This window comes from Desulfobacula sp. (assembly GCF_021107415.1).
The window spans coordinates 25,558-41,662 of record NZ_JAIOSW010000442.1 but is presented as its reverse complement, the minus strand read 5'-3'; the positions used below and the strand labels follow the sequence as shown (position 1 = coordinate 41,662).

General features: G+C 38.8%; 12 protein-coding genes and 1 riboswitch. Of the genes, 8 read left to right on the top strand and 4 right to left on the bottom strand.

Annotated elements, in window-relative coordinates:
- Positions 1-186 precede the first annotated feature (186 nt).
- Positions 187-705: a hypothetical protein gene (locus K8S13_RS22285; RefSeq protein WP_291465926.1), complete on the bottom strand. Its 519-nt coding sequence runs from the start codon at positions 703-705 to the stop codon at positions 187-189.
- Positions 706-1,051: 346 nt separating this feature from the next.
- Between K8S13_RS22285 and K8S13_RS22280 the strand changes: the two genes are divergently transcribed.
- The gene (locus K8S13_RS22280; RefSeq protein WP_291465925.1) at positions 1,052-2,194 is read left to right on the top strand and encodes a methionine aminotransferase; all 1,143 of its coding nucleotides are present in this window, start codon (positions 1,052-1,054) and stop codon (positions 2,192-2,194) included.
- Between the two features lie 50 nt (positions 2,195-2,244).
- Entirely contained in the window at positions 2,245-3,417 is a 1,173-nt protein-coding gene (gene pncB, locus K8S13_RS22275) for a nicotinate phosphoribosyltransferase (protein ID WP_291465924.1), read from the top strand.
- Positions 3,418-3,429: 12 nt separating this feature from the next.
- On the opposite strand, the gene K8S13_RS22270 is transcribed toward pncB, so the two are convergent.
- The 3 genes from K8S13_RS22270 to K8S13_RS22260 are packed head-to-tail and all read right to left on the bottom strand — an operon-like array spanning position 3,430 to position 7,600.
- A complete protein-coding gene (locus K8S13_RS22270) occupies positions 3,430-4,476 on the bottom strand; it encodes a MinD/ParA family protein (protein ID WP_291465923.1) in 1,047 nt (348 codons plus the stop codon).
- 6 nt (positions 4,477-4,482) lie between these two features.
- Positions 4,483-5,433: a hypothetical protein gene (locus tag K8S13_RS22265; RefSeq protein WP_291465922.1), complete on the bottom strand. Its 951-nt coding sequence runs from the start codon at positions 5,431-5,433 to the stop codon at positions 4,483-4,485.
- 40 nt (positions 5,434-5,473) lie between these two features.
- Complete coding sequence (locus K8S13_RS22260) at positions 5,474-7,600, bottom strand: HDOD domain-containing protein (protein ID WP_291465921.1); 2,127 nt, start codon at positions 7,598-7,600, stop codon at positions 5,474-5,476.
- Between the two features lie 127 nt (positions 7,601-7,727).
- Here K8S13_RS22260 and K8S13_RS22255 point away from each other — a divergent pair, with 127 nt between their 5' ends.
- The 6 genes from K8S13_RS22255 (at position 7,728) to K8S13_RS22230 (ending at position 15,753) form a co-directional block, all read left to right on the top strand.
- The gene (locus K8S13_RS22255; protein WP_291465920.1) at positions 7,728-7,988 is read left to right on the top strand and encodes a hypothetical protein; all 261 of its coding nucleotides are present in this window, start codon (positions 7,728-7,730) and stop codon (positions 7,986-7,988) included.
- 3 nt (positions 7,989-7,991) lie between these two features.
- Positions 7,992-9,206: a Xaa-Pro peptidase family protein gene (locus K8S13_RS22250; RefSeq protein WP_291465919.1), complete on the top strand. Its 1,215-nt coding sequence runs from the start codon at positions 7,992-7,994 to the stop codon at positions 9,204-9,206.
- Between the two features lie 150 nt (positions 9,207-9,356).
- A complete protein-coding gene (locus K8S13_RS22245; RefSeq protein ID WP_291465918.1) occupies positions 9,357-10,010 on the top strand; it encodes a response regulator transcription factor in 654 nt (217 codons plus the stop codon).
- On the top strand, positions 10,003-14,811 hold the full coding sequence (locus K8S13_RS22240; protein WP_291465917.1) for an AAA family ATPase: 4,809 nt from the start codon (positions 10,003-10,005) through the stop codon (positions 14,809-14,811). The genes K8S13_RS22245 and K8S13_RS22240 overlap by 8 nt, the downstream gene beginning before the upstream one ends.
- 281 nt (positions 14,812-15,092) lie before the next feature.
- Entirely contained in the window at positions 15,093-15,389 is a 297-nt protein-coding gene (locus tag K8S13_RS22235) for a DUF3303 family protein (protein WP_291465916.1), read from the top strand.
- Positions 15,382-15,753 (top strand): hypothetical protein, encoded by a 372-nt coding sequence (locus K8S13_RS22230; protein WP_291465915.1) that lies wholly within the window; start codon positions 15,382-15,384, stop codon positions 15,751-15,753. Before K8S13_RS22235 ends, K8S13_RS22230 begins: the two co-directional genes overlap by 8 nt.
- Positions 15,754-15,922: 169 nt before the next feature.
- A riboswitch (cyclic di-GMP riboswitch) is annotated at positions 15,923-15,994 on the top strand.
- Positions 15,995-16,105: the final 111 nt, after the last annotated feature.

Below are 16,105 nucleotides of genomic sequence, written 5' to 3'. Positions count from 1 at the left end.
TACGAATCCGAATGTGGTGGTGAATGGTTTTTTTTCGAGGGCACCACAAAAGAAAATCAAATGACCTTATGTCCATTTTGCGGTGAACCTATTCACGAGTGTGAGTCAATAGCATAAAATACTATACTTGAGTTACGACTAATTATCCCTGTATGGAGTATTCAAAGGCTGGAATTGTTCAGGATATCAAAAGTATACGTCATTAGATTTTTTAAACTGGACAATAGCATCAAGTGTATCAATGGCTTTTTTAAATAGAATATTTTTTTTCTCTTTTTCAATCCAATATGATCGGTCATTAAAACAGGGATACGCATTAGTACAGAGAACAGGCCGCTGTTCAAATGATAAGAAACATCCGGTTTTAAGTAAAACAGGGCACTGATTTTTTTTGTTGTTATAGATCAATTTTGCCAACGCTGCCTGCTGTTCTTCCGGCATATGAAATATTGCAATCAAAAAATCTACATGGGTCAGGTTTCTCGGAAAATGCCATTTACAGCAGTCTCCCCTGCATATGGGAATAGATGCTTTGCACGCCTGAGAATATCCTTTTTGATCTGCAATGGTTTCCATCTGATATTTTAAGGCGATGATCTCCTTGATCTGTAATTCGGCAACCTCCATCTCTTTTTGGGATAATTTTTGGAACCCATCCATTGCTATCATCAGATTTTCATGCATTTCAGCCTGTACATGTTGCATTTTCCAAGACCTCTTCAGCCGGGATTCTTATGGATACCAAAAATACACTTCATCAACATTTGCTGATTTTTCATACTTTTCCTGATAAGAAACGTCAACACTAATTATCCGAAGGCAGAGTATTCCAAAGTTCAAATTATAAAAAACCCGGTCATAACGGACGAACAGCAGCATTCTGGTACGGAGTAAGGTTTGAACTTATCAAATTGAGAGCAAACTATAGATAGGGTTTGGGTCTGAACCTCATTGGGTCTTGACAGACGATCCCAGTAAAATTAGTATAATCAAATTTTAATCGGTGTAGTCCGCATATTTGCAAATAACTTTTTAAAATAAAAGCATGACAATGAAATTGCAATCAAAACTTCCCAATGTGGGAACAACAATATTTACTATAATGACCAATCTTTCCAACGCGCATAACGCAATTAATCTTTCCCAGGGGTTCCCTGATTTTGATGTACCCCCGGAGCTTATAACTCTTGTGGAAAAATATATGCGCAAGGGATTTAATCAGTATGCTCCCATGCAGGGTGTTTTACCACTTCGTGAAAAAATAGCTCAAAAAATAGAAAAATTATATGGTACGACTTATGATATTGATAAAGAAATTACCATAACAACCGGTGCAACTGAAGCACTTTTTGCGGCAATCACGGCCGTTGTCCATAAAGACGACGAGGTCATTATATTTGACCCCGCATATGATTCATATGGTCCGGCTATTGAATTATGCGGTGGGAAACCTGTTCATATAAAACTGATCCATCCTGATTATTCAATAGACTGGGATCAGGTAAATAAACAGTTATCTTCTAAAACAAAACTTCTCATAATCAATTCTCCTCATAATCCTGCAGGATCAGTTTTAAGCCGGGATGATATTACCGAACTTAAGAAAATAATTGAAAATTATAATATTTTTGTTTTGAGTGATGAAGTCTATGAACACATTATCTTTGACGGGAAAAAACATGAAAGCATGTCAAGATACCCGGAACTTGCTGCAAAAAGTTTTGTTGTCAGCTCTTTTGGTAAAACCTATCATGCAACAGGCTGGAAAATTGGTTACTGCGTTGCACCGGAAAACATGACTGAAGAATTCAGAAAAATTCATCAGTATCTTACATTCTCTTCAAATCCGTCGGTACAATTGGCGTATGCAGAATTTTTGGATTATGAAAACGTGTATATGAACCTTGCCTCATTTTATCAGAAAAAAAGAGATTTATTTCTATCAAAACTAAAAAATTCCCGGTTCAGGGCCATTCCCTGTCATGGCTCTTATTTTCAAATGCTGGATTATTCTGAAATTTCTGATATGGCAGATACACAGTTTTCACAAAAACTCACAATTGAGCACAAGGTCGCTTCAATTCCCCCATCTGTATTCTACAAAAAAAGAGATGACTACAAAGTATTGAGATTCTGCTTTGCTAAAAAAGACAAGACCCTTGAGGAGGCAGCATTAAAATTATGTGCGATTTAAACCCTATAATTTGAGTCTAAATTTTAAAATATAAAGGGAATTATATTTTCATGCTCCAAAGTATTCTTGATAACGATCTTTACAAATTTTCCATGCAGCAGGCGGTTCACATGCTTTATCCAAGAGCCCAGGCCCAGTATGAATTTATCAACCGGGGATTGACCCCTTTCCCGGACGGGTTTGCCTCAAAAGTTAAAGCCCAAATTGAAATGATGGCTGAGCTTAAGCTGTCCTTGGATCAGAAAGCCTTTCTTGAAACAAAATGCTATTTTTTAACCCCTGTATACCTCGATTATCTCGAATCCTATAGATATGACCCTGGTGAAGTGACAATCAAGCAGAATAAGGATGTTTTGATATTAAAAATCACAGGTCCCTGGTACAGGACTATTCTGTGGGAAGTCCCTTTAATGGCCATTATCAGTGAAACATTTTTCAAGATGACCCATCAAAAACCAGCCTCAGATCAGGCAAGGCAGGCGATTAACCTGAATAAAGCCAGGGTGCTGGGGAGCAACGCCGTTAAGTTTGCTGATTTTGGTACCCGGCGGCGGTTTTCTGCCAGGAACCACGAGCAGTTAATTCAAGATTTGCTAAGCTATGAGAATCATACCATGGCCGGTACCAGCAATGTTCATTTTGCCCATCAATTCAATATTACGCCCATTGGTACTCTTGCCCATGAGTGGTTTATGTTCCATGCCATTCTCCATGGATACCAGATGGCAAATCCTTCTGCCCAGGATGCATGGGTAAAGGTCTTTCACGGGGATCTTGGCATTGCATTGACAGATACTTATACAACAGATATATTTTTATCCACCTTTGATACCTTTGACGCCAAACTATTTGATGGTGTCAGACAGGATTCCGGGGATCCCTTTCTTTTTACCGACAAAATTATCAAGCATTATGAAAGGCTTCATATTGATCCCTCTTCCAAAACCGTTGTGTTTTCAGACGGTCTTGATGTTGAAAAGGCAGTGAAAATTCATCACTATTGTAATGGCAGAATTCGGGATGCTTATGGTATTGGAACCAACCTGACCAATGATGTGGGGGTTACCCCGTTAAATATGGTGATAAAACTGACGAAATGCCGGACTTTCTTGGACAAACCCTGGCAAAATACTGTCAAGCTGTCCGATGACAAAGGCAAACGCACAGGAGATCCAAAAGAGTTGAAAAACTGCGTAAGTATTTTTCATCTCCCGGATGGATAAAAATGGTCATCGCTACTGAGAAAGGCTCTTTTTCGTAAGCCAGGATTCAAAATCAAGAGAGATTTCTTTAGGCTCGGGCAATACGAGTATTTTCTCATTGCTTTTCTTTGGGATAAATTCATGGGTTTCAAGAAATTGTTTGATGTCACCCACTTCTTTAATCAACGAGGAAAGCTTTGATTCAATTTGAAAAAGTGCTTCTTTAATCTTTGGATCTTTTTCTTTTTTTTCTTTAGCAGCCTCTTTTTTGGGTTTGTGATGTTTCTCAAGAAAAGACAGGCACTTGTCCCAGAAAAGTTCCAGGGGCAGGTCCCCGGTCCGGCTGGCTTTGCTTATCAGCTTTTTGGTAATGGAATGGATACATTTTGAGGCAATTGTATCAGGGAAAAGCATAAAAAATGGTGTCTGGGAAATAACCGCAGCCCGGACATTCTTATCCAGTACTACAATCCCCAAAGGCTCGATTTTGACAGAAAGGAATTTGTTTACGGTTTCTTTCAGCCGGGCATAGGCCTTTTGAGCGGCTTTGCCTGCTTTGACCTGGTTGATCACAACTTTGACAGGACAATCATATTGATATTTTGACAATACTTTGAGCATGGAATATGCATCGGTCAGGGATGTGGGTTCGCAGGTGGCCACAAGGATGATTTCATGGGATGCCATACAAAAGGAAAGAACCTGGGATGAAATACCCGCGGATGTATCAAAAATAAAATAATCATAGTCTTCAAGGTCCAAAAAAGCACTGATGAGGGTGCCGGTTTGTGTCCGGGTCAGGTCTGCTATTTTTTCTACCCCTGAACTTCCCGGAATAATATCTATGCCCTGATAATCTTTAATAATGATTTCATTTAAACCAAATTGTCCTGAAATCACTGATTCAAGATTTTTTTTAGGATAGAGGCCTGTGAGAATACTCACATTGGCAAGGCCAAGGTCTGCATCAAACAGGCAGACTTTATATCCTTGTGATGCCAGGGACAAAGACAAATTAAGACTGATACTGGTTTTTCCAACCCCGCCTTTTCCACTGGTAATTGTAATGATTCTTGCCATAATAGTTTACCTGTTTTTGGGAAATGCAATTATTTTCACATCCCTGCCTTCCTTTTTCAAAGAAAACTCAATACTGTGGTTTTTATATTCCTGAGTGATTCTCTTATGGGTTTGTACAATAAATTTATTAAATTCATTTTGAAGATTGCCGCGCTTTGGGTTCCCGATTAAGTGCCGCAACAATTCGTATCGATCATACAGTGTTTGGATGCATTCATTTTCCTGTTCAGGATCTTTGATGGATGTTTTAAAGCTTAAAAGCAAAGAAAGATCCAAAGGTTTTTCTTTGGATGGTGCGGTCCCCCTGTCGCTTGCATATATAATTTCATAAAACTTTAAAAACTCTGAAAAAGAAATAAACAAGGCTTTAAACCGGTATTGAGGAAATAGCTCGTTCAACTTTCGTATGAACAGCATATTTTCAGGATCTGTAATACCAAACAATATTGTATTATCCTTTAAAACCAGCGGGATAATCCTATTTTCCCGGGACTTAAATTTATCCAGCAGTTGAACCAGTTTTTTTGAACCTTTTTTATTAAAGACAAAATCACTGATGGTTCTGAAGGGGATATGAAACAAATCAAACAACAATCTTTGCATCCCTATGGTTGAAACCAGCCCGTTTTTAAGAAGACGGCTGATGAAGGGGATATCTTGTTGTTGTGATTCATTTTGGGCTCTTAACACCACCTCGCGGGAAAGCATCTTTTTTGAAACCATCGCCGATTGCATTGACATAAGCTTATTATATTTATGAAGAACATAATAATTATCTATTGGTGTGATCAAATTCAGGTTACATAAAATCATTCCCAAAAGGCGACTTTTTTTCAGACTCAACGACTCCTGTCTCTTTTCCTGGATCGAAAGAGCCAAATTAATGTCATCAAGACGTATTAACCCTTCTTTGACAAGAAGTTCACCGGTTTTCAGCGGTTCTACCATTTTCGACATTATATTTTTCTTATGTTGCAATGCTCTTAAGCCTTTATCCTTATTTTCTTTTTGATGAGCTGACCGGCAGAGTAATGATAAAACTGGTTCCCTCGCCCTGCTGTGTCTCACATCTGATTTTTCCGTTCAACTCTTTGACAATGGAATGGACAATGGAAAGCCCTAAGCCTGAGTTGGCAGATCCTATCTTAGTCGTGATATAAGGTTCAAACAGCGTTTCTTTTATTTTTTCATCAATCCCCGGTCCATTGTCTGAAATCATAAGTTCAATACTTCCCGGAATCCGCTTTTTCTCGTCAATCATAATTTTTGCCGACTCTGATAAAAATCGAGTCGTAACGGTGATTTTACCACCTTCATCCATGGCTTCCGCTGCATTTTTCACAAGATTGATAAAGACCTGTTTCAATCCATTCGGGTCTGTCTTGACTTTGGGAATTTCAGGATCAATGCTGATGGAGGCTTTAATTCGTTTTGGCAGCAGGATTGATTTTTTTAAAATCTCAAGCATAGTCTGACAAAGCTGATTAATATCCACCGGTTCAAACCCGTCAATCTTTGGTCTTGAAAAGCTTCGAAGCTTATCCAGCAAACCGGCAACCCGGTTCATTTCTTCACTGATGACCAAAAGCTCATCCTGGGCCGGATGCTTGTCAGGCAGCTTTAACCCTAAGGTTTCAATATAGTTTTTAATAATTGAAATGGGATTATTGATCTCATGGATCACCTTATCTGTCAGTGTGGAATAGGCTTCCATTTTCTTTTCGTGAATATTGTCGGCATATTCATTATAAAACCGTATACTTTGAATACAGATACCCGTCTGTTTTGAAAAAAGTTTCACCAGGCCTTTGTTGTCTTCAAGGCTTTTGGCTGTTGTTTCATCAACTCCCAATGCCATAACGCCGGATGCTTTTTTAGACGAGTATATAGGAACACAATACAAGCCCTTTGCCCCGAGCAGTCGAATAATCTGTGTATCTGAGATGGCAAGTTTTTCTTTGGCTTTGTTTTTTAAACTGTTTTGAACCTTCTGGTCTTTTATGCATTTTACCAGGAGGCTCAGCTTATTTGATAATGGAAGAGCGATGCTTTTGATAATCTTGTGGGACTTATCATTGCTGTTACAAAATCCTGTTAAAATATTTTTTTTATCATCTAAAAGAAAATAAAACACCCTGGGAATATTAAAAATAATTTTAAACCCATTGTGTGCTATATCCAGAACAGCCTCAATATCCTTGGCATGTAACAAATTTTGCAGGGTGCCGTAAAACAAAGACAGATCTTTTATTTCTGATGTTAACGACTCTTCATAAACAGTATCCTGGGCTTCATCTATCTTAATACCAAGGCTTTTGGACATCTCTAAAACTTCTTCTTCTGCAGCAATGGCAATCTGTTCTAATCTTGTCTGGGGGATATTTGTTAAACAAATAATGTCTGAAATTTTTTCAAAAGTCGTCTGTCCAGCCAGAAAATTTGAAATAAACAGCATTTTTACATGGGAAAGCGCACCTTCAATTTGCTCAATACTTTCATTGATAAACAGCACAGCATCTGAAATCAAGGGATTCAAATTCCATTGGCCAAAAAGCCAGGCGCTGACCTGCGGGGTATCTGCATCAAATATCTCTAATTCAGCGGTTATAATCTGCTGTTCACTGGAAGAGGCCTTAAGGATGGCTTTGTAGTCATCAGGAAAATTCTGCATTAATACCAGCCTGCCAATATCATGAAGTAACCCTGCAAGAAAAAATTCATCCGGGTTGGAAATATCATTTTCCTCGGCCACTTTTCTGGCGATCACCCCGCATTTATAAGAATGATACCAGAACCTTCCGATATCAAACTCGGGAACCACTTTTGAAAACTTAAAAAAATGCATGGCTGAAGTGCTGATGGCAATATTTCGGATCGTATCCATTCCAAGGTAGACGACAGCCGTTTTTATACTGTTCACTTCTTTGGGCAAATTAACGTATGGTGATCCGATAATCTGTATAAGGCGGGAGGTCAAAGAAGGATCTGTGGAAATAATCCCTGTCAGCTCCTCAATACTTGTTTTTTCACTGTTACAGGCCTTAATGAGTCTCAGCATGACCTGGGGAAACGGAGGAAGATTATTCGATTGTTTTATTTTTTCAAAAATATTTTTCTCTGCCATTACCCAAAACTATAATAAGTAGTTAAAAAAATCAAATGATTTTAAATAGTACGGATTCTTCTTGAAAGATAATAATCTCATTGGTATGAATAAGAAATGCGTATTTTTAATATTTAAGGATTTAAAAATGAAAACCATTGAAGTAAACATTACAGCCGAATTTATTATCCCCGATAACTGGGAAGTGATAGAGCATGTCCCGGATCCAATTTTCCCCAATGACAAATTGACTGTATTAAAAATTAATAATGATCACTATGATTTCTTTCCTGAATGCCTGATGAAAATAGAAGATACCCAAAAAGTATTCTGGTCGGCAGATGAAGGAAAAACAGAAGATATTATTGATTGCATGAGTACATTTAAAGTCCGAATTACAGAAAAATAACCCATGGAACTCAAATGGCAGGGGTACGCGTTTGACCCGACACCTGTGACAGAAATCATTGCCAGGATTAATACAGTGCAAGAGCAAATGGCAGCCCTTCATCTGGATGCCCTGTTTTTAACCCACAAACCCGATATTTATTATTTTTCAGGCACGGCCCAGGATTGCTATCTTTATATTGAAAAAGATCAGGATCCTGTTTTGTTTGTAAAACGATATCTTCCCCGGGCTCAACAGGAAACAGCCCTTAAAAACATTGAACCCATTGAATCCATAAAGGATATTCCCAAATTAGTTGAACATTGCTTTAAAAAACATCCAGGTACCTGCGGCCTTGCTTTTGACGTGGTACCGGTAAAAGACTTTCATTTCTATAAGAGGCTTTTTAAAAACACCCATTTTGTTGACGGATCTTCCGTAATTGAGGCCTGCAGGCAGATAAAATCTTCATGGGAGATCCAGCAGATGAAAAAAGCTGCCCTCGTCTCAAAACAGACCTTTGGCTTTATGGAAGACAACATTAAACCTGAAATTTCAGAAATGGAATTTTGCGGTATGTTTGAAGCTTATTCAAGGACACTGGGCCATTCCGGAAAACTTTTAAACCGGCATTACCGTTCGGAAGTATTTCCTTTTCACCTGATGAGCGGTGAAAACGGCGGGCTTCCAGGTGCCCTGGACTCCCCCCTGTGCGGCACTGGAACTTCAAATGCCTATCCCTATGGCGCAGGCCCCAGGCGGATCCAAGAAAATGAACCCATCCTGATTGATTTTGGCACTGTTTTAAACGGCTATCATAGTGATGAATCCAGGATGTTTGTCATTGGAAAACTGCCGAACAAGGCTGAGGATGCCTCCAAGGCTTCCATAGAGATCCTGTATACGCTTTTAGATAAGATGAGACCGGGCATACCCATGGATGAAATATTTGAAACAGCCGTCAATGTCGCAAAAAAACTTTGCCTTGAAGATCAGTTTTTAGGGCTGCCAAACTTGAAATCCAAATTTATCGGCCATGGAATCGGGCTGGAACTTGTGGAAAACCCCATCCTTGCCAAGGGCAGGAAAACACTTTTAGAACCCGGGATGGTCTTTGCTATTGAGCCAAAATTCATATTTAAAAATGAATTTGCCGCAGGCATTGAAAGTGTTATTCATGTTACAGAAAATGGCAGCGAATTTTTAAGTTACACTGAAAATAAAATTTTCTTCTGCTAAAAACAAACTACCTGCCTCAAACAATACTTGACAAAGAGCAACATTATATCTTATTTCAGTTTCATGCATCGTTAGATGATCTTATTTTGTTTTACACATTAAATTTGTAAATGAAGAGTTCTATCCTTATTATCTATTTGAGGAAATATCATGAGCATTACCATTTTGCTTGCAGACGATCATAAACTGGTTAGAGAAGGCCTTTGCTCAATGCTTGAAAAAGAAACGGATATGGTTGTAATGGCCCAGACTGATAATGGCCGCGAGGCTGCCAGGCTTGCCGATAAACTCAATCCTGATATTGTTGTCCTTGATATCAATATGCCGGACTTAAATGGAATTGATGCTGCAAAACTGATCCGCAAAAACAATCCCGACATCAGGATAATTGCTCTTTCCGTCCATTCCGGAAGGCGTTTTGTGACAGGAATGCTCAAAGCAGGTGCTGCCGGGTATCTGGTCAAACACTGTGCCTATGAAGAACTTGCCAGGGCCATCCGTCTGGTTGCAGATAACAAATTCTATCTAAGCCCGCAAATTCATGGTGTTATGATCAAGGATTGTATTAGTAATTCACTGGAAAACCAGGATATTTTTTCATCAATACTCACACCAAGGGAGCGCGAAGTGCTTCAGCTTGTCGCTGAAGGGACCAAATCGAAAGATATTGCCGCCCGCCTTTTTGTGAGTATTAAAACAATCTCCACCCACAGGCAGCAAATCATGACAAAGCTTAATTTAAACAATGTCGCCGAGTTGACCCTGTTTGCGATTAGAGAAGGACTTATTTCAATAGATGATTAATATTAAAAACAATCTAAATAATTTTAATATTAATTTTTTTTTAACATTAAGCATAAACATCTCGGCTGTCTTACATGAAATTCACAGCAAGGGCCAAATTCATAAAAGTATCTGTCCATCCTTAATACATATTGATAAAACCACCGGCAGTATCAAACTGGAAAAATGCAAACAGTTTATAGAAAACGGTAAATTGATTGATAGTTCTGATCCGGCCAATCCTGTTTCCATGGATATGGATGATTCAGAATTAAAGAAAATCATTCTCCCGTTTATCTCACCAGAGCAGACAGGAAGATTAGACTGGCCCTTGGGCTTTCGCAGCGATATTTATTCCCTTGGAATCGTTCTGTACCAATGGGCGACAGGACATCATCCGTTTTATGCAGACGATCCCATTGGGTTTTTTCATTGCCATATTGCAGTGGAGCCAATTCTACCGGAAAAGATTAACCGGCATTTGCCAACCCAGATTTCAAAAATTATTATAAAATTGATGAATAAATCCCCGACAGACCGATATCAAAGTGCCATGGGGTTAATAAAGGATTTTGAGAAATGCAGGGAAATGCTGAACACATCGGGGAAAATTAGACCCTTTCTGCCGGGCGAGTATGATTTTTCCCACAAGTTCCGGGTAAAGGAAAAAATATACGGCAGGACCAGGGAACTTTCCACCCTTAGGCAATGGTTTGAGCTTGTAAAACAGGGACATGGCAAGATGGCCTTTGTTACAGGTTATTCCGGTATTGGTAAAACCAGTCTTGTCAAAGAGTTTGAAACCTTAAATTTCCTTCAACAAGACCCGGGTGTTACCCCAAGGTTTATTTCCGGTAAATTCGACAGCCTGGATCAGAACAGACCCTATCATGCCCTTGTTCTGGCATTGCAACAGATGGCACAGCAGATCCTTTCTCAGGACAATAAATCCCTTGGTTTCTGGAAGACCCAACTGAAACAGGGTCTTAAAATCCATGGACAGGTCATCGCGGATATGGCTCCGGAACTTACCGCCATTACAGGACCTTTGCCCAAACTGCCTGAATTCAACCCCCAGGAAGCACAGACATTGTTTGAAATAAGTTTTTTTCATTTTATAAAAACCGTGTGCCGACCTGAATACCCTGTGACTATCTTTCTTGATGATCTGCAATGGGCAGATGCAGCAACCATACATTTGTTAAAAGCCTTAAAAAATGAAAAAATCCCCTGGCTTTTTATTGTCGGCGCCTTCAGAAGTAATGAAGTTTCATCCAGGCACCCATTATATTCCCTCATTTTGGAACTGCAAAAAGACAATGACATCATCACCCTTGATTCTCTTAATCTACAAGAAATATCCGGGATGATTACAGGTTCAACCCGGATGGGGATGGAAGATGCCTCTTTCCTTGCCGAGATTGTTGCCCAAAAGACCAAAGGAAATCCTTTTTTTATCATTGATTTTTTAACATCACTTTACAGAAATAAACTGCTTGTATTCAATTTTAAAAAATCTGTCTGGCAGTTTAATGCAAAAAAAATAAATTACCTGAATATCACAGATAATGTTGCAGCTCAAATAAAAGAACGGATGGTCAATCTGACTCATCATCAAATGAGCATTCTAAATATCGCATCCTGCATGACCGGGCAGTTCAGTGAAGATTTTTTGTCAAAGGTTTCCCCTGGATTAAAAAAAGAGATAGTGATGGATCTGGCATTCCTGGCCGGCCAAAACCTGCTGATAAACACTGAAGGGGCATGGAGATTTTCCCACGATAAAATCAGGGAAACCATCTACCTTTCTATGAACAGGAGTGAGCGGGAGCAACTTCATTATGACCTGGGAAATGCCCTGCTATGTGACAATCCCAGCGATGATACGGTTTTTGAAATTCTTCAACACCTAAACAATTGCACGAACCTGATGTCTTCAAAAGAAAAGAAAACCCGTCTGGCCTCTCTGAATTTAAAGGCCGGTCTGATTTCAAAAACCAGGGTTGCTTTTGAGGCTACCTTTTATTTCGCTCAAAAAGGCCTGGATCTCCTTTGGTCCGATACATGGACATCGGAACCAGAGCTAACTCTTGCGCTCCATTTTTTAGCCGGGGAAACCGGGTATTATACTAAAAATATTGAGGCGGCCGACCAGAGTCTTAGGAAAATCAAAAAGAATGTCTCAAATTTAGAGGACAGGGTCCGGGCATATGAAATCATGATGATAAACTTTACCCATCAAGGCCGTGCTAAAGAGGCGATTGCTCAGGGGCTGGAAGTACTGGATATATTGGGAATGGGACTGCCTGAAAAAGTGGCACCCTGGATGATTGTAAAAGAGCTTGTTTTAACACGGTTTTATCTGATCGGAAAAAATCCTGAAACCCTTGTTCATCTGCCCAAGTTATCTGATCCTGAAAAAAAAATGGTTATCCGAATTTTTATCAAATTTTTCGATGCCAGTTTTCTGGGTGCACCTGAGTATGTTTTTCTTCTGGTATTAAAAATTTTAAATCTTACATTAAAATACGGTGAAACAGAACTTTCCGGGTATGCATATGCTCTTTACGGAGCAGTCCTGTGTGAAAAATTTGGAAAATATGACGAGGGCTTCAAATTTGGAAAACTGGCTTTAAAAATTCATAAACAACCCTACACTATCAGAACAAAGTGCAAGACCTATATGATTTTCGGGGGAATGATCAATCATTGGAAAAATCATTTAAAATCAGATCTCCCCTATCTGATGGAAGCCTATAAATTCGGTATGGAAAACGGCAATGATCTTATGTTTGCCTCATTTTCCCTGAACCACTACCTGTCGGACCTTATTTTTTCCGGAAAACCACTTTCCAAAGTCTTTTTGATAATTAAAAAACACGGGGATGTCTTGAAAATGACAAAAAAAATTTCCTCTATCAACGGTTACAATCTACTCTTTCAGTATGTGCTTACTCTCATGGGAAAAGTGGATGATCCTCTGGTTATAAAAGGGAAACTGTTTGATGAAACCATAGAATTGCCCAAGATGGAAAAAGAAAAAGACTCCTATCTTATTGGACTCCATGTCTATAAACTGATGATCGGGTACTTTTTTTATGACTTTGAAAAAGCAGTAGAGGCAGCCGAGTCGGGAATAAAATTATTGAATAATTCCATCGGTATGCTCGTCAGCCCATATTGTTGTTATTTTCAATCCCTTTCAATGCTTGCCTTATATCCTGAGCTGGATAAAAAAAAGCAGAAAGCCTATTTGACACAGGTTAAAAAAAACCTGAAAAAATTCAAACGTATAGCAAAACATTCCCCGAAAAATTTTTTTAACATGTATGCCCTTATTCAAGCAGAGTTGGCAGGATTGAAGGGACAGGCTCAAAAAGCATTCAGCCTTTATGACCAGGCCATAGACTCTGCAAGAAAAAACGGATTTACGCATTTAGAGGCCATTGCCAGTGAATGTGCAGCAAAATATTTTCTCAAAAAAAAACAAAATACCATCGCAGCAGCCTATATGAGAAAAGCACATCAATGCTTTACCAGATGGGGGACCAAACCCAAGGTCAAACATCTTGAAACCCTCTATTCCGACCTGCTGGTAAAAAGTGATGGAAATCAATTTGTTTCATCTACAATGAAAGAACCTGACCTTATCTCCATTATCAAAGCATCCAGAGCCATTGCCGAAGAAACGGATATCCAGGGACTCATGGATAAACTCATGGATATTGTGATAGAAAATGCCGGTGCCAGAATAGGATTTTTAATCCTTTTACGGGATGGGCTCCCCATGGTAGAGGCCAGGGCTTCTTCCAATGATGCTGTTCAAACCGGGATCATGCCTGTTCCGGTTGAAAATTGCCCGGAATTACCCGATGCAATTATAAATTATGTGATACGCACAAAACAAACCATTATCCTTTCCGACGCTGCAAATAAAGGTCTTTATACTGAAAATGATTATATAAAAACAAAAAAGGCAAAATCAATTCTCTGTGTACCCATGATCCATGATGGGCAGGTAACCGGTGCGCTTTACCTTGAAAACAGCAGGGCAAGTCATGTTTTTACTGAAAAAAGGGTGATCATTTTAAAAATGGTGACTGATATCCTGACCAATGCCTGGTCAAGAAGAAAAGCCCAAAAGGATCTTCTGGTTTATCAGGAAAAACTGCGGGCACTTTCGTCTCAAATCGCTCTTGCCGAAGAAAAACAAAGACGCGGCGTCGCCATAGGACTTCATGACCGGATTGGTCAGTCATTAACCCTTGCAAGGATAAAACTCAGTGAGTTGAATAGTATTGCCACTTCAGAAAAAACAAAAGAAAAAATCAAAGATATCGTCACAATCACGGAACAGACCATAGTTCAAACCAGAAGTTTAACCTTTGATCTAAGTTCGCCGGAATTATATGAACTCGGTATTGAAGCTGCTCTTGATTCTCTTTGCGAACGAAAATCTCAATTACATAATATTCCTATAGAATTTCTTGACGATGAAAGACCAAAGCCTTTGGATGAAACCTCCAGTATTCTCTTATACCAGGCAGCAAGAGAACTCCTCTTTAATATCATCAAGCATGCAAAAGCCAAAAAAATCCTTGTTTTTATAAATCGTATTGAAGACAGCATACAGATTATAATTAAAGACAATGGGATAGGGTTTGATGCAGCACAACTGCAGTTTTCAAAAAGAACAACAGATGGCTTTGGCCTTTTTTCCATACAGGAACGAATAAATCATCACAACGGTAGTTTTTCCATAGAATCCAAACCCGGCAGGGGAACAAAGGTCACCCTGATGACACCCCTTAAAATTTTTTAACCCTCTTTTCAGTATTTTTTACCCCCCAATATCAGTATTTCTACCTATGGATTTTTTAAAAAATCCACAATAATATTTATGACCATGTTGTAAAATTTGGAATGCCTGAAACACGAGAAGGTACAATCAAAATATGAATAAAAATTATTGTCTGATAATACAAAAAACCGGTCGTGTTAAATTTCTTTTTCATACCATCAAGGTGATGCCATGTCTCCTTGATGGTAACTGCTGTAATGACAAACAACATTTTTTTAAAACCATAAAATAGAAGGTGAATCATGGGAAAATATTTAATGCTTTGGCAATTGAACCCATCTCTTATTCCTGTTGACCCTCAAGAACGCGGTAAAGGGTTTACAGCTTTGATGAATTTTATTGAACAGGATATTGAAATAGGGATAACAAAAGATTGGGGGTGTTTTGTCGGTGAAAGAAATGGGTTTTGTATTGTAGAAGGAAGCGAAGTCGATGTTTCTAAAATGGTACAGCAATACAGTCCTTTTTGTGGATTTTCAACTCATCCAATTGCTTCATTCGATCAAATGAAGGAGATGCTGAAATCTTTGAGTGGTTAACAAATCATCAACAAGGTTTCATATTGAAAATTTATATAAAATCAGCACCAAACATCTTCCCTATACCAAATTAGAACCTTGTGTTACCGGAAACGGTTATTTTGATACTTTAACCGGCCACAGGTATATAAAAAAAGACGATAATACATATACAGAATACACAAAAAAAGGAAAGTTTTTAAAAACAGTGGCTTCTGATCAGCCTTTATTGAATAAAAGAAGAAGTGTGTACCCCATTACCCGGGATAGTTATGTTCTTTATGAAAAATTTTCAGACGGAAAAATAATTTATTTGTCTCTTCCAGGGCTTGAAGCTCACCCTAAAGGTTGGAAAGCAAATAAAATTTTAGTTTCTTTAAATTAAAAGACAAATTTTTTAGAGGCTTTACTTAGGATGGATATCATTGCCGTTTATATTTTAAACAGGGCACCTCCAATTTGATTCCATCCTTCTTCACAAGGCAGAGCGGATCTTTTAAAAGGCTTTAACATGTGACAATTACAAAATAGTATTGCCAACCAGAATCAAAACAAGTTGAAAAAGCCAACACTGGATTTTCCAGGGGCGGAAAGCCACGGGTCGAAATGACAGCCGGGTTACCACATGTTTGATGGTAATCCGGCTGTTTATGTTTTGGAAAACTTCGAATGTGTTCAAAATAATTTGGAGGATGTAACGATGAACAACAGGCAAATGTTTATCTCAAAAGGAGTTA

Coding starts and splice junctions, on each gene's coding strand:
- K8S13_RS22285 (WP_291465926.1), bottom strand. CDS start 705: ATGCAACATGTACAGGCTGAAATGCATGAAAATCTGATGATAGCAATG.
- K8S13_RS22280 (WP_291465925.1), top strand. CDS start 1,052: ATGAAATTGCAATCAAAACTTCCCAATGTGGGAACAACAATATTTACT.
- pncB (WP_291465924.1), top strand. CDS start 2,245: ATGCTCCAAAGTATTCTTGATAACGATCTTTACAAATTTTCCATGCAG.
- K8S13_RS22270 (WP_291465923.1), bottom strand. CDS start 4,476: ATGGCAAGAATCATTACAATTACCAGTGGAAAAGGCGGGGTTGGAAAA.
- K8S13_RS22265 (WP_291465922.1), bottom strand. CDS start 5,433: ATGTCGAAAATGGTAGAACCGCTGAAAACCGGTGAACTTCTTGTCAAA.
- K8S13_RS22260 (WP_291465921.1), bottom strand. CDS start 7,600: ATGGCAGAGAAAAATATTTTTGAAAAAATAAAACAATCGAATAATCTT.
- K8S13_RS22255 (WP_291465920.1), top strand. CDS start 7,728: ATGAAAACCATTGAAGTAAACATTACAGCCGAATTTATTATCCCCGAT.
- K8S13_RS22250 (WP_291465919.1), top strand. CDS start 7,992: ATGGAACTCAAATGGCAGGGGTACGCGTTTGACCCGACACCTGTGACA.
- K8S13_RS22245 (WP_291465918.1), top strand. CDS start 9,357: ATGAGCATTACCATTTTGCTTGCAGACGATCATAAACTGGTTAGAGAA.
- K8S13_RS22240 (WP_291465917.1), top strand. CDS start 10,003: ATGATTAATATTAAAAACAATCTAAATAATTTTAATATTAATTTTTTT.
- K8S13_RS22235 (WP_291465916.1), top strand. CDS start 15,093: ATGGGAAAATATTTAATGCTTTGGCAATTGAACCCATCTCTTATTCCT.